This is a genomic window from Rhodanobacter sp. OK091, from assembly GCF_900142825.1.
GTDB lineage: Bacteria > Pseudomonadota > Gammaproteobacteria > Xanthomonadales > Rhodanobacteraceae > Rhodanobacter.
Genome location: NZ_FRCH01000002.1, coordinates 880,619 through 895,126 on the forward strand (window position 1 = coordinate 880,619; position 14,508 = coordinate 895,126).

Annotated in this window: 10 protein-coding genes; 3 read left to right on the top strand and 7 right to left on the bottom strand. The window is 64.0% G+C overall.

What is annotated here, in order from left to right:
• The first annotated feature begins 2 nt into the window (after nt 1-2).
• Both BUA26_RS13255 and BUA26_RS13260 read left to right on the top strand, forming a co-directional pair.
• Nucleotides 3-584 carry a ferritin-like domain-containing protein gene (locus tag BUA26_RS13255; RefSeq protein WP_072761292.1) on the top strand — a complete coding sequence of 194 codons (582 nt, stop codon included), beginning with the start codon at nt 3-5 and terminating at the stop codon, nt 582-584.
• A gap of 67 nt (nt 585-651) precedes the next feature.
• Nucleotides 652-1,035, top strand: a complete 384-nt coding sequence (locus tag BUA26_RS13260) for a c-type cytochrome (RefSeq protein ID WP_218587825.1) — start codon at nt 652-654, stop codon at nt 1,033-1,035.
• A gap of 115 nt (nt 1,036-1,150) precedes the next feature.
• Here the strand turns inward: BUA26_RS13260 and BUA26_RS13265 are convergent, their stop codons facing one another.
• Together BUA26_RS13265 and BUA26_RS13270 are read right to left on the bottom strand one after the other, a co-directional pair.
• Complete coding sequence (locus tag BUA26_RS13265) at nt 1,151-1,420, bottom strand: zinc-binding dehydrogenase (RefSeq protein ID WP_218587826.1); 270 nt, start codon at nt 1,418-1,420, stop codon at nt 1,151-1,153.
• Nucleotides 1,421-1,455: 35 nt separating this feature from the next.
• The gene (locus BUA26_RS13270) at nt 1,456-1,854 is read right to left on the bottom strand and encodes a RidA family protein (RefSeq protein ID WP_072761293.1); all 399 of its coding nucleotides are present in this window, start codon (nt 1,852-1,854) and stop codon (nt 1,456-1,458) included.
• Between the two features lie 235 nt (nt 1,855-2,089).
• Here BUA26_RS13270 and BUA26_RS13275 point away from each other — a divergent pair, with 235 nt between their 5' ends.
• Nucleotides 2,090-2,830: a Type 1 glutamine amidotransferase-like domain-containing protein gene (locus BUA26_RS13275; RefSeq protein WP_072761294.1), complete on the top strand. Its 741-nt coding sequence runs from the start codon at nt 2,090-2,092 to the stop codon at nt 2,828-2,830.
• A 196-nt stretch (nt 2,831-3,026) separates the two neighbouring features.
• Here BUA26_RS13275 and BUA26_RS13280 read toward each other — a convergent pair whose 3' ends face one another.
• The 5 genes from BUA26_RS13280 to BUA26_RS13300 form a co-directional block, all read right to left on the bottom strand.
• Nucleotides 3,027-4,352 (bottom strand): ATP-binding protein, encoded by a 1,326-nt coding sequence (locus BUA26_RS13280; RefSeq protein ID WP_072761295.1) that lies wholly within the window; start codon nt 4,350-4,352, stop codon nt 3,027-3,029.
• 9 nt (nt 4,353-4,361) lie between these two features.
• Nucleotides 4,362-4,853, bottom strand: coding sequence for a hypothetical protein (locus BUA26_RS20170; protein ID WP_072761296.1), 492 nt, complete (start codon nt 4,851-4,853; stop codon nt 4,362-4,364).
• Nucleotides 4,850-8,545: an eCIS core domain-containing protein gene (locus BUA26_RS13290; RefSeq protein WP_072761297.1), complete on the bottom strand. Its 3,696-nt coding sequence runs from the start codon at nt 8,543-8,545 to the stop codon at nt 4,850-4,852. The genes BUA26_RS20170 and BUA26_RS13290 overlap by 4 nt, the downstream gene beginning before the upstream one ends.
• Nucleotides 8,546-8,724: 179 nt before the next feature.
• A complete protein-coding gene (locus BUA26_RS13295) occupies nt 8,725-10,227 on the bottom strand; it encodes a contractile injection system tape measure protein (RefSeq protein WP_072761298.1) in 1,503 nt (500 codons plus the stop codon).
• On the bottom strand, nt 10,224-14,504 hold the full coding sequence (locus tag BUA26_RS13300) for a PKD domain-containing protein (RefSeq protein WP_072761299.1): 4,281 nt from the start codon (nt 14,502-14,504) through the stop codon (nt 10,224-10,226). Before BUA26_RS13300 ends, BUA26_RS13295 begins: the two co-directional genes overlap by 4 nt.
• Nucleotides 14,505-14,508: the final 4 nt, after the last annotated feature.

The window sequence follows — 14,508 nt, forward strand, 5'->3', positions numbered from 1 at the left end:
TCATGACTTCACTTATCGAAAAAACTATCGATCGCCGCGGGTTCCTGAGGATGAGTAGCGGTGTCGCCCTTTCCGCCGGAGCTCTGGCATTGCTTGGCGGCCATAGTGCCCTAGCGGCGGCGCTTCCCGCAGTTGCGGCCCACGACATCGGCATCCTCAATGTCGAGGTAGCGCTTGAGTACGAAGGAATCGCTGCCTACGGCATTGCACTGAAAAGCGGGTTGCTCAAGGGCGACACGATCAAGGTAGCCACCAAGTTCCAGGGCGACCACAAGCAACATAACAATCTGTTGATCTCCACCATTCGCAAGCTGGGTGGCGAGCCGGTCATGGAGAAGACAGAGTCTGAGTACGCCAAGGCTCTCAGCGTAGACAAGCTAAAGAATCAATCGGACGTCCTGATGTTGGCGTTGACTCTTGAGCTGGGCGCGGCGAACGCCTATTTGGGAGTGATTCCGGCGTTCAAAGATCCTCAGCTGGCGCGGATTGCGGCGCGCATCGCAGCTGACGAAGCCACCCACTGGGCCACGTTGAATGCGGCGCTGGGAAAGCCCTTCATGCCTGCCCTCGGATTCGGGGCGTAGATGAAAAAATGGGCTGGTCTCACCGGCCCATTTCTTCCTCGATGTGGAGATGAGAGTGGAAAATTTAATGACTACCGCTTGGATGAGTATCGGCCTTGCCCTAATGGCAAGCTTCTCTGTTAACGCGTCCGAGTGGAATGGTGATGCCGTGCGCGGCAAACAACTTTATGATTCGCGCTGTGCAGCCTGCCACTCTGTAGATACCAATCGCACAGGCCCAGCTCACCGCGGGGTTTTCGGACGTCGCGCCGGGACTGCTCCGGGCTACGAGTACAGCCCCGCGCTCAAAGCAAGCGACCTGGTGTGGACGCAGCGCAATCTCGACCGCTGGCTAACCGACCCGGAGTCAGTGGTCCCGGGGCAAAAAATGGGCTACTCCGTACCGGATGCGCAAGATCGGAGCGATCTGATCGCCTACTTAATGAGTATTTCTCAGTCGCTCCCGAAGTAAGGTGCGCCGACTCGTTCCTCAGTACGCGATGATGGACTGCAGGCGAGAGCGCTTCTGGTGATGCGGGTGAAGTGATGATCCGCCCCAGGCCTTCAGGCCGACAGAGCTCACGACATCACTCCACGGTCGCGATATGGCCGATGTTGGTCCGCAGCCGTCCGTCGCGCACCCGTTGGACGATCTCGCTCAATTGGCCGCGATCGGACTCGACGACAAAGTCGACTACCGAGCCGTTGGTTGGGCGCGCTTCGGACGGCCCAACGACGGACACCAGTATTCCGCCGGCTCGGACTAAGCGCGCGGACCGTTTCCCGATGTGTCCGCCGATGACGTCGAACACCAGGTCGACGCCACCGACGTCTTCAAGCCCGTCGTTGTCCCGCACACACCTGCCCTGAGGCGACGGTGGCCCGGTTGTTCTCAACCATCGATGACCGCAACCGCATCGACCTCAATCAGATAGTCCGGGGATAGAGTCGCGACCCCCACCAGCGTATCGACCGGCTTGTGATCCCCGAACAGCGTCACCCGGGCCGCTTCAATGATCGGCAAGTGTTCGTCACGCCTGTAGTCGACGACGTAGATCGTAATTTTGGCTACGTGTTTGGGTGCAGCTCCGGCGGCCGCCAGGGCTCGGCCGAGGTTGGCGAACACTTGGCGCGCCTGCGCCGCCAAATCACCTCGGCCAACGAGTTTGCCGTTGATGTCTTCGGGTTCCTGGCCGGCGACGAACACCAACCTGGTACCCGTCGCGACGACGACTTGTGTGTACGTTTGCGGAGTGGGCAGATCTCCGGGATTGATGCATTGGAGCGTCATGGTTTGCGACCTTCTATGCGATTGACGGCTGTCTGTGTTGCCAGCTTGAGCTGCTAGCCACCAGCATAAGGCCATCATCGTACATGGCGCACTTGTTTGGCTGTCGATTGCGGCCAAGCGAGCCAGCAACCTTTCGCTTCATTTCTTCCAGCTGCCTGTCGAATTCTGGTTGGGTCATTCGTCGACGCTATGAAGACCACCCCAGGAAAAAAAGCCATGCAAAAGGCGAACTGACATGAAACTCCTTCTAACCTCGGGTGGCATCACCAACCCAAGCATCCACGACGCGCTAATCGAACTACTCGGCAAGCCGATTGCCGAATCCAACGCCATCTTCATTCCTACCGCCATGTATTCCTACCCACGCCATGCCGCCATGGCGTGGCGGGCATTCGGTGGAAAAGCGCGCAGCCCTTTGTGCGAACTGGGCTGGAAGTCTCTGGAAGTTCTTGAGCTCACGGCACTTCCCACTATCGACGAAAAAGACTGGATCCCCATGGTGGAGGGGACGGATGCCCTGTTGGTGTGGGGTGGCGATCCGGTCTATCTCGCCTACTGGATGCGTCAGTCGGGTTTAGCCGACCTTCTACCATCACTCCGTAGCCAGCTCGTTTACGTGGGGGTGAGCGCAGGGAGCATGGCGGCGTCTTCAACATTGGGGGAAAACTACACCGGAGCTCCAAGTGGCTATCACGACACACTGACCTCGGAGGCTTTCTCGTTCGCCACCGCAGAAGGTGAAGTCGCTAGCCGTCTGGTCACCGCTCACGGCGTGGGACTGGTCGACTTTGCGTTGATTCCGCATCTTGATAACGAGAATCACCCGGATGCTTCGTTGGCTAACGCTGAAAAATGGGCTGCCAAAATACCGGCACCGGTCTATGCCATCGATGATCAAACCGCCATCGCCGTGACGGATGGTGAAATCCGCGTCGTTTCCGAAGGGCATTGGCGATTGTTTTCTTCCAACACATAACTTTCGGATTCACGCATTTCTTTTGCCGCTTCGGGTCGAAAGCGAACGTTCGCCCTACCCTCGATAACACTCACTAATCGCTGCGTAGGGCACACCTCCGATGGAGCCGCGTGTCGCTCATGTTAACCAAGGCAACCGCGCGGCCTGGCGTATGGGTAAGGAAGTAGGCGTGGCTGGTCACCTATAAGGCCACTGCCTACATGACTTTTCCTTCTTTTACGTACTCGCGCTTGATCGCTGTTTCCAGACTTTTCAGATCGACTTGCATGCTCTGGTTTGCCAGTGCCTCGATCGCGCAGAAGTGCGTGACGTTGAGGATATTCGCACCGGTCAGCTCGTGCCGCGCGGCGATGCGCCGCCAGTCCACGTCGCTCGCCAGGGCGATCTGCGTTGGGAAAATGCGGCGCCAGATCTCGTAGCGCTCTTCCTGCTGCGGTATCGGGAACGGGATGATCGCCTGCAGGCGGCGCACGAAGGCATCGTCGATATTGGCACGTTGATTCGAAGCCAGGATCACCAGGCCGTTGTAACCCTCGATCCGCTGCAGCAGATAAGCCACTTCCTGGTTGGCGTACTTGTCGTGCGCGTCGCGCACGTCGGTGCGCTTGGAGAACAGCGCATCGGCCTCGTCGAAGAACAGGATCCAGTTCTTGTTCTCGGCCTTGTCGAACAGGCGCGACAGGTTCTTCTCGGTCTCGCCGATGTACTTGGACACCACCCGCGACAGGTCCACGCGGAACACATCTTTGCCGGTGTGCTTGCCCAGCAGCGTCGCTGTCAGCGTCTTGCCGGTACCCGGCGGGCCGTAGAAGAGCGCGCGGTAGCCGGGCTTGACGCGCTTGCGCATGCCCCAGTCGCTCATCAAGGTGTCGTTGTGCTTGACCCAGTGCTCGAGCTCGCGGATCTGCGCGCGGGTCATCGGGTTGAGCACTAGGTCGTCCCAGTCCATCGATGTCTCGATGTGCTCGGCGGGAAAGTCGATGCTGAAGGCGGGGCGGCCGATCTTGCCGGTGACGATTTCCTCGATGATCTCGGGGTTGACGATCAGGCGGCCGCTCATCAACGGCTCGCCTTCGCGCACGGGTTCGAGCCAGAGGATGCGGTGGCGCATGAACCAATGGCCGTTGCCGAACATGCACTGAAGCTGGAATCGCTGTTCCAGCTCACTCCCCGAGAACAGGAACTGCGCCGTCTCGCCGGTCGGCAGCATGCCGCGATGGCTGGCCAGCCTGACGCCGCCCATTTCGGGAAAGTCGCCGCCGGCGGGAACGCAATCGCCGACGATGGTATCGAGCAGGTTCGGTTGCACATGGGGCAGCAAGCCGAGCATCAGGATGCCTAGCTCCTCCGCCGACGGCCGATGGCTTTCCAGAATCCGCGCGAGCCAGGAGTCGTCCTCCAGGTACTCGAAGGAATCCGGCACCGGCGCGGAGGTCTGGCCGAAATGCTCGCCGAGCCGCGCACGGACCACGTTGGCCAGCCATTGCACGGCGAGTTCCAGATTGACCGTATGCTGATTCACGCAAACCTCCTAGAAACCATAACGGCGCAGCGCATGTCCTTCCTCGCTGGCTTTCTCCGTGCGTCCGCAGATCGCCTGCCATGGCGGCGACACCTTGCGCGCCAGTTCCAGGGCGCGTTCGAACAGGCGGGGAATGCTTTGCGCGAGTTCTTCAGGCGTGGTCTCGGCATCCGTCCTGACCCTCAGGCTGCCCTCGTCCTCATCGAATTCCAGTGCGCCAAAACGCAGCCCGAAACCGCTGCGCACAACGAAGTCCATCGCCTTGCGCCCACCGTTGGCGCCGACCCTGCACGGCAGGGTCAGGTAGGCCTGTACCTGCGAATAGGCGGGATCGGTCACGATGAACACGCCGGTGACATCGCCATCGCCGAGCCATGGCGCCTGATAGATCAGCGCACCATCGATATCGACCACTTCGCCGTGCAGGCCGTATTGCGCCGACAACGGGCGCAATACGTCGAGCAGCAGCGAAAGATCGTGTTCCGCAGCGTTCTCGTTCATGCAGTCACCCGATAGGTAGTCTTGACCGGCACGTCATACTTGTTGCTCACGGACAGCGCCACCGAACCGGGAATGGCATAGCGGTTGGCCATGGCCTGGATGTGGGTGCTGACCCGCCGGGTGATGACGTCGCCTTCGGCGTCGTACATCGAGGGATCCGGATCCACGTTCTCCTGCAGCACGGAGTTCTGCCGCGTCTCGCCCACCCAGATGTTTTGCGCATCGTTGTGGAACGCGGTCAACAAAGCCTGCGCCGCCGGCTTGATCGCACTCTTGTCCTTGGTCGCCGGAGCAAAGCCGCGGCCGCCGAGTGCCGTGCCTGCGGTCTTGGTGGTCTTGGCCGGCAGGATGAGCGCGCGCTCGTAGTGATCCTTCATATCGTACGAGGACAGCACATGCCGGCGCGCCCAGGTAGCACCGACCTTGAACGTTCCGTCCGTATTGAAGATATTGGTGGCCGCCTTGCGTGACTCCTTCGGCATCGCCTGGTGACGCTTCATGATGGCGATGCGCGCGTCGTACTCCTCGTTCTTTGTCCAGGTCGGGCGCGTCAGGCTCAGTTCGGTCAGGCCATCCTTGTCGGGTTTCTTGACCTTCTTGTCGTTGCCCTTGGTGTCGGGGCTGGCCGCCGCCACGAAGTAGATCGTCTCTTCGTCGCCCGCTTCGGAGCCGATCACCAGCTCCAGTTTCGACAACCGGTAGCGTGACTTGATCGCGCCGAGCTTGTGCCTGGTGTCGTCCTCGTCGAAGTCGTCCGGCTTGACCAGGGCCTCCGCTTCCGCGATAGCCGCCTGCTTATCCTTGTCCTTCTGCTCGTCGCTGCGGTCGTCCGGCTTGTCCTTGCCGCCGAACAGCCTGGCGAACAGCGACTTCGCCTTGGTCACCACCCAGTTCACCGCCGCGCCGATCGCCGCATCGACCTTGGCGCGCACCTTCTGCATCACCTCCATGATCTTGTCGGTGACCTTGCTCAACCCCAGGAAGCCGGCCAGGAAGCTGATCGCCAGCGACAGCAGTCCGGCCAGGATGCTCTCCACCCGCTTGGCCGCGCCACTGATATTGCCGCCGGCAATCGTCACGATGGAATCGATAAAGCCGGTCACCACCTGGATGATCTTGGAGATCTTCTGCACGAAGACCATGATCGTGTCGTAGATGGAGATAATCGCCGGAATAAAGCCCGCGCCCGGGATGAACATGCCGATCAGCTTCGGGATCGCCTTCTTGATGATGGTGTCGGTGACGAAGGAGACGATGCCGCTGATCACCTGGTCCTTCAGATCGCTGAGCTTCTCCTTGATCAGCTCCCACACCGCCGCCACACCGCCGGTGACCAGCGCCTTCACCACGTCGAAGGCCAGTTCCAGCCCCTGCATGATGCGCTCGCCCTTGGGCCCCAGCGCCTCGACGATCTTGCCGCGGATCTGCGCCCAGGTAATGCCGAGCACACTCATGGCGAACTTGCCCAGCTCCGGCAAGGTGGCCGCCTTGGGGATATACACGCCCTGCAGCGAACCGGTCAGCCAGTCGATCAGTCCCGCCTTCAGATGCGTGCCGAAGTTGGCGGCGAAGTTGCTGAAGCCGAGCTTGGCCGCGCTGACCAGGTTGCCCAGGAACGGCATCGGGTTCTTCAGGATGCTCTTGAGCGCTGCGCCGGTCTTCATGATGTAGCCCATCAGGCCGGGCTTGACCACGTCGAAGATGATCTTCAGCAGATCCCAGATCGTGCCCAGGCCCCAGCTGATGAAGTCCGTGGCGATACTGATGAAGCAACTGGCGATCTTGCCGAACGCGCCGACCACGGTGAGCACGTCGGTGATGGTCAGCGAGGTCAGCGTCTCGATAATGCGCGTCGGAATCGAGCGCACGATCCCCATCAAGCCGCTCAGCGCGGTGTTGAACCAGGCGAAGGCGCGCGCGATGGCGTTGCCCTTCTTGATGTTCTCCCAGATCTCCTCTTGCCCGATCAGCTTCATGAAGCCGCCGAGCAGGTTGTCCGCGGTGGGCGGCTTGGCTTCGCCGGTGATCGGGTCGGCGCCGAGCAGCACGCACAGCAGGTCGTAGCCGCGCGTGCCCTGGGCCATCGCGGCCAGCGGCTTGAGGATCGCGTCCTTGATCATCTTCAGCAGTTCCACCGCGGTGGACACGGCGAAATCGATCAGGCGGCTGATCGGCTCGGTGAAGATGCGTTTGGCGCGCTCCCATACGCCGCTAAGGTCGAAGATGTCGGTCCAACTGAGCGAATCGAGGAAATCGTCCAGCGCCTGCTTCAGGCCCGCGCCGATGTCGCCGAGCTGCTTGAGCTTGGCCTCTACCCAGGTGGCGGCCTTGTTGATCACGCCGTGGTTGTCCAGCGCCCGAGTGATCAGCGAGCCACCCGGCATCAGCTCGATCAGGCCGCGCAAGATGTTGGCCGCCGAGCGGTCGGCCGAACGCATGTTGATCGGATTGAAGCCGATCACCAGGGTCAGCAGCCGGTAGCCGGGAATCGCGTAGGCCCAGTCGGCGAACTTGTCCAGCGCGTCCTGAACACCCAGGCGCTGTACCGTCGGCGTGGCCGGCGCTGCCGAGACCGGCGCGACCTCCGGCGAACGTTGTACCGCATGGCCCTGCTGGACGGTGTGGGTCAGCTCGTGCGCGAGCAGCTGCTTGCCGTCGCTGGTGCCGGGCTGGTACTGGCCGCGCGAGAAGAAGATGTGGTTCTGGTAGGTAAAGGCTTTCGCCCCCAGCCGGTTGTTGAGGCCGGCCGATTCGCCGTCGTGATGCACTCGCACGTTGCCGAAGTCGGCGCCGAAGCGCGGCTCCATGAAGCCGCGCACATCGTTGCCCAGCGGCTGGCCACCGGTCATCTTGCGATGGATGGTCGACTGCACGTTGTCCTCGACCGCCGGCACGCCGCCGGAGGCGGCGCGCTGCACATGTTCGCCACCGGGTGCGGCCTCGGCTTTCTGGACCTTGTCGTCGTCCTTCTTCTGCAGCTTGTCGTCGGGGGCGAGGAAGATCTTTTCTTCGGCGCGGTGCGGGTGCGCGACTCGCTCGGCCGAGCGCTGGAGCGCCTTTTCCTCGGTGCGCTGCACTTTCGGATCCTCGGCGCGCTGCACCTGCTTCTGCTCGGTGCGCTGGACCTTCGGGTCTTCGGTGCGCTGGACCTGCCTCTGTTCAGCACGCTGGACCTGTTTCTGCTCGGCGCGCTGGACCTTGGGATCCTCGGTCCGCTGCACTGGCTTCTCTTCGGCGCGCTGGATGCCTTTCTGCTCTACCCGCTGCACCTTCTGCTCGGCCGGCGCGCGCAGGATCTTCTCTTCCTCGCGGCGCTGCACTTTCTGTTCCGGTGCTTTCTGGATGGCCTCGCCGGCCGGCGCGCGGAAGATCTTTTCCTCCTCGCGCCGCTGCACCTTGTCGGCGCTCTGGCGTTGCAGCTTGTCCGCGCCCTGGCGCTGGGCCTTGTCACCCGGTGTGCGCTGCAGCTTGCCGGCAGCAGCCGGGTCGGGCATGCGCAGCACCTTATCGGCGGTGCGGTCGGCTTCCTGTTCGAACTTGTCGCCGGGCGCGCCGACCGTCATCTTGGCCTGCACGGGCGGAAAGAATCCTCCGCCGCCCGCATGCGCGAAGAACGGGCGTTTGGGCGCCTGCGCCGGCGTCGCCGATGCGGTGCTCGAACTCTTTTCGGCTGTCGCCTTGCTCGACCCCACTCGCCACTCTCCCGAAAGCCTTCCTGTTTCCTCAGTCCCCGAGTTCGAATCCTTCTCCCGCCGGGAGAAGGTGCCGGCAGGCGGATGAGGGTTCGGCCGGAGCGATGCACATCACTCTTGCGCTCCGCCCGTACCCTCACCCCAACCCCTCTCCCGGTGGGAGAGGGGCTTATGCACCGTCAGTACGGCCACTCCACCCACAGCATTCGCCGCATCCACGGCAAGCGCACCACGCCGATGCTCCACGGCAGTTGCCCGAGCAGGATGTCCCAGGCTTGTTTCTCGACCTGCAGCAGATCGTCGTCGCCGCGCTTGGACAGCTTTCCCTTGCGCACCAGGAAATTGCCGCGGAAGCCGTCAAGTGAGGTATGGCCGATCGCCGACCAGTAAGCGATCGCTGCCTGCAGCAGGTTTTCCGCTTCGGCCTGATCGCTCTCGCTCAGTTCCACCGGCGTGCCGGCCAGCTCCGAGAGCTCCATGCCGCACAGCAGCTTCGGCAGCACCAGCGCGTGTTCGGGCGCGCTCGACTGTCCCGTCGCTAGGAAATGCAACAGCGCCAGCGCGCGGTCGGTCTGCGTCAGCACGCCGTCCTCGATCAGCTCCAAGCGCTCGAACAGCCGCGGCAGGAATGGATGCAGCAGCACCACGCCGGCACAGTCGATAAAGACGCCTTCGTGCAGATCCAGCGGTTTCGCCGCGGCGGCCGTCCTGTGCTCGGAAGAAGCGCCATCGCGCGACGGCGCGCTGGCGGTGTGTTCGGTGTCCTGGTTGCTCGGTGTGGCATTCGAGGTCATGGCTTGGCGCTCGCTGGCGGTGGTGTCCGCGCCATGGTGCTTGAGCGCCGGGTCCACGTCATGCGCCGCCGCCGCACGGAGCACGCTTGCGATGACGGCCGGCGTGATGGACTCGGGTGCCAGCATCGCCCATGCCTCGAGCAGCGCCCCCCGCGCGATCGGCCGCTGCGTCACCGCGCAGGCGAGGGCCGCGGCCCAGGCCTGCGCGGGGATGGCTCGCGGTACGGCAAGCGCCAGCTCGCGATAGACCGCCGCCACCACCTCGCGCAGGACGTCCAGCCCTGCCGGCGCCAGGTGTTCCAGCACGCGCCCCACAAACTGAGCCGAGAACTGCCGCACCAGGCGCAAGCGAGCCACCGGCGATGACAACACCCGAGCCAGCACAGCACGCGCCGGCACATCGATCCTTCCGCCCTGCCCCTGAGCCTCGTTCCAGGCTTCGTCCAGCAGCGACTCCAGCGTCCGCGCTTCCGGCAGCTGGCACCACCAGGGCAAGGCACCGCTGGCGAGAAAGTAGAGGAAGGCCTGATCGATCGACTGCGCACCGCTCCATTGCAGATCGCCTTCTTCGGCGGCGATCTGCGGTTGCGCGATGGCCTGCGCCTTGCGCGAGCGCACCTGTTCCTCCACCGCCGCCGCCACTGCCGCGACGAAGCTGCGCGCAAAGCTTTCCGGCGTGAACTGCCCGGCATCGACTTCGATCCGCTCGAACTGCCAGTGCTCCTCGCCCGGCGCGGCACGCGAGAATGCCTCGTCCAATGCCGCCGCCAGTTCGCCCTGGCACAGCGCAGCCATCTGCCCCTGCAGCGCGAGGCCGTCCGACTCGCCGCCCTCGACGGCGAGATCGATGCATTCGCGGCGGATCACATGGCGCCGGGTCTGGCTCATTTACCGCCTCGCCGCGGCGTACCGCCGCGCTTCGGGGTGGCGGCCCGCTTCGGCGTAGCCTTCTTGGCGGCGGCTCGCTTGATCGCCGTCTTCGCCACCACCGTCTTCGCCACCGCCGGCTTTACCGCGGCCGCCTTCCGCACGCTCGGCCTCTGCGCCGCGACCGGCGGATTGCCGCGGGTGAGCACCGGTGGCGGCACGATGATCGGCGACCCGCTGGTCGTCGAACCGGAGACTTGCACCGGTATGGTCTGGGTCACCGAGCAACCGTTGGCATTGAACGCCGTGACGGTCACCAGCCTGGTGCCAGCGGTGTTGAACGAGGTGACGAACTTGGGCCCGCTGCCCATTGCCGGCGCGCCGCCCTGCGCCTCCCAGACGAAGTTCATCGCGTTCTGCGGCGGCGAGACATTCACCGCGAAGTTGGCCTTGCCGCCGACGGTCAGCGAACCCGGCCCCTGCAGCTGGATGCCGAAGGTCGGCGGGATCGGACACAGATTCACCGGCGTGGGCGAATCGCTGCACTTGTCGATCGACACGCCATCGAAGGCTGGCACGCTCAGCGCGCTGTTGCCCGACTTGATCGAGGTCCCGTTCGGCGAGTAGGCGAAGGTCATGCTCTGCTTGGCATTGAGCAGGGCCCAGGTCGAGTTGAGCTCGATATCGAACTTCAGGCACTGGAAGTATTCGAGCGTCAGCACGCCGAAGCGTCCCGGCGACATCGGCTTGTAGCCCAGGGTCAGCCACTGCGCCTTGCCCGGCTGGGCCAGGCCCGGCGTGCTGGCGATCAGCTTGTTGATCGCCGCCATCCAGCCGTTGACGGTGTTCTGGAACTGCGCGCCGCTGAGCTGGTCCTTGGTCGCCACCAGGATCTTGGCGACCTGCGCGCTGAGATCGATCGGCTTGCCAGCGTCCGCCTCGACGGTGAACACCACGCCGCCCGCGTTGAAGACCTGGTAGGCATTGTCCGGATTGGAATCCGGGTCGGGCATGAAGAAACGGAAGTTGCGGTTGAGCGAAGCACCGCCGCAGGGCAGCGTGCAGCACTCGTGGGTGAACTGGCCGCCCACCGCGCAGCCCTGGCTGTCCTGCACCGTCACCGACACCGTCGCGCCGCTGGCGGTGGGCGCGGTGACGATCATCGTCGCCGGCTGGCCGTTGACCTCGTACGGCGGCGTGCCGCCGGTAATCGTGGCGCTGGCGGTATAGCTGCCGCCGGCACAGGTGAAGCTTGGCTCGCCGATGGTCAGCGGCGGCACCACGGTAAAGCTCTGCATCGGCGTTTCGGCGCCCTCGGCATCGCGCAAGGTCACGCTGTGGTTGCCGACGGTCAGCGACAGCGGCGCGCCCAGCGGTTGATACGCACCGCCGTCGGCCGCCACGTCGTACGGCGGCACGCCGCCCTTGGCATCGATCGACACCGACGCGGTGCCGTTCGGCGCCGTGCAGCCCACCGCCACGGTGAAAGTCGGCGGTATTTTCGGCAGCACGAACTGGATACCGGGACCGGCGCTGCTCAAGCGATACGGCAGGAAGAAGTCGGCGATCACCGTGCCGGCATCCAGCTCGCCGACCGCGCGGCTGATGATGGCGGCGGCCGGACCACCCTCGGAACCGGAGCCCTGGCCCGGCGGCCCTCCCGGTGTGACCACCGGCGTGCGGCCGGTCAGCCAGTCCACCACCAGATGCAGGTCATCGCTCTGGATCAGGTTGCGGTTGGCGCTGAGATTGCCGATCGCCCGCATCAAGCGCGAGGTGTCGTTGGTGGCATCGGCCGCCGGTGCGATATTCAGCGCGGCGGCGATGCCGCTGTTGGCGAGGTTCGGCGCGCTGGCCACGCTGTCGCTGGCGACATCCACCGCGCCGGCGCCCGGAGCGCGCTCCATCGACATCGCCACGCGATCGACATTCTGCGCCTGCAGTTGCAGCGGGAACTGCACCAGCCCCTGCCCGAACAAGCCGCCGTTGAAGTTATTGATCACGGTGTCGCCGTGATAGACCAGGATAAAGGTGCCGCCCAGCGGCACGCCGGCCTTGTGCTGGATGCCCGGCTCGCGCTGCAGGAAGCTGGACAGGAACTGCAGCCGCCGCAGCTCGCCGACGCGCGCCTGGAACTGGTCGCGCACCGACTTGATCGCATCGAGCTTGCAACCCATCAGCACGCCTTCGCACAGATCGATGAACTCGTCCTGCGGCAGGAAGGACTGCAGATCAGGCGGCGCCTTGTACACCACGTCCGAGCGCAGATAGCGGATCAGCGCCATCAGGTCCTGGTACTTGTTCTCGAAGTCGGGGTAGTTCAGCCCGGACAGCAACGGATCCAGCGCTTCGGCCAGCTTGCTGAAGTAATAGATCGCCACCACGTGCGGATACGCCGAACCATCCGGCGCCAGCGTGCCGTTGAACAGCGCGCAGTACAGATACAGCATCGCGTAAGAGTTGATCGCGTTTTGATTGACGTCGATATAGCCCTGGTTTTCGAAGCGCGCCAGGTAATACTCGTACCAGGCACCGATGGTGCTGGCGTTGTAGTTGAACTGCGGCGCGTACTGCTTGAGCAGCGACAGCTGCGGCGTGCCGGCGTTCAGCGGCAGGCCGTTGATCGCGGGGATCGGATAGTTGTAGAGCTGCATGATCCCTTCGACCAGCTGCTGGCGCAGCTCGCCGCGCAGGCTGCCATACAGCGCATCCAGATCCTGGAAGCGCGCCTGCTCCTGGCTCAGGTCCACCGGCTGGCTGTCGTCGTAGGCGCCGGTGCGCAGCGCGATCACGTCGATCGGCAGGCGGTACTGCGCCTTCATGGTCAGCAGCGAGCGCAGCACGGACTGGTAGTCCTTGCCCAGATGGCCTTCGATGCGCAGGAAGTCGCGCGAGCCGAGGTCATAGCGCAAGGGATCGGTGACGAAGTCCGGCGCGGCCGGCGTGTACAGGTCAGAGTTGTAGCCCAGGTTCTGATTGGCGCGCTTGCGCTGGGTCAGCAGCGGGCTCCACAGCGGATACAGCGGCTGGGTCTCCGGCATGGCGTAGTAGTAGGGAATCGCCGTGCCTGCAAGCTCGGCCTCGCCGCAGCAGCGCCGGCTGGGCGTAACGCGGATCTGCGGATCGAACGGCAGCGACGGATTGGCCGCCGGCAGCCTGGGCTGATCGGTGAAGCCGGCGCACATCGCCACCAGGCGCGCGAACAGCTGGCGCAGCTGCGCGCTCTCCTCTTCGCAGTTGCCGACCGCCGGCGAGGGCAGGAAACCCTGGCGGTAGCTGTCGGGACTGGCCACGCTTTCCGGATGTAGCAAGCCCAGCATCAGATGCCGCGGGAACAGCCCGTCATCGGGGCAGCACGCGCACATCAGCTCCAGGCCCTTCCAGCGGAACTCGTCATAGGCGCGCAGGAGGTCGTCGAACAGATCGGCGTAGTACTGCAGGAACTTGACCTGGGTGGTGTCCGTCGGCGCGCTGTCGAGGAAGCTGTAGTTGGTGCCGAAGGCGACGAACGGGTCGGACGGATAATCGGCGAACAGCAGCGGCCGGAAGGCCGCATACGCCGCGCTCAATGCCTGCCCGGTCGCGCTGGCCAGGCCGCCCTGGCGGACCATGTCGAGGAAGGCGGTATACACATCGTCCGAGCTGACCGGGTTGGAGTTGAGCACGTCGAAACGGTGCAGGCGCAGGTCCGGCAGGTTCAGCCGCGCCGACAGCGCCGCCACCAGATCGCCCTCGCTCAGTCCGCTGCCCAGGCCATTGGCCGCGGCGATGATGCTGTCCAGATCGCTGCGCGCGATCAGCAGACGACGCACCGTGGCGGTGACCTGCGAGCCCTTGTCGTCGCAGTTGTTGGGACTGCAGGTGCGCAGGCCTTCCTTCTTCAGCTCCAGGAACAGCAGCACCGCCTTGTCGTCGAGGAAGCCCGCCGGCGTACCCAGCGGCGTGGTGTTCGGCACGCCATCGCCGAACAGCTCCCACATGGCGAACGGCGTGCCGTCGTTCTTGAACTCGGGGTAGTCGATATCCGTCGGCAGCGTGTAAGGCCGATATGCCGTCAGCGTCACGTCCTCCGGCTCCACGATCAGATAGCCCTCGGAAGTGACGCCGCAGCCCTTGGACAGCGCGATGGCCGTGCCGTTGAGCTGGATCTTCAGGCCGCAGGCGATGCCGATGCCGATCAGATGCGAGCGGGTCTGGCGTTCCTGCTGTTCGAGGTAGTCGAAGGCATCGTTCAGATGCCGGCTCATCAGTACCTGATTCGCTTCGAAGACCGGGTAATGGTCAAGCAAGCTCTCCATGAGC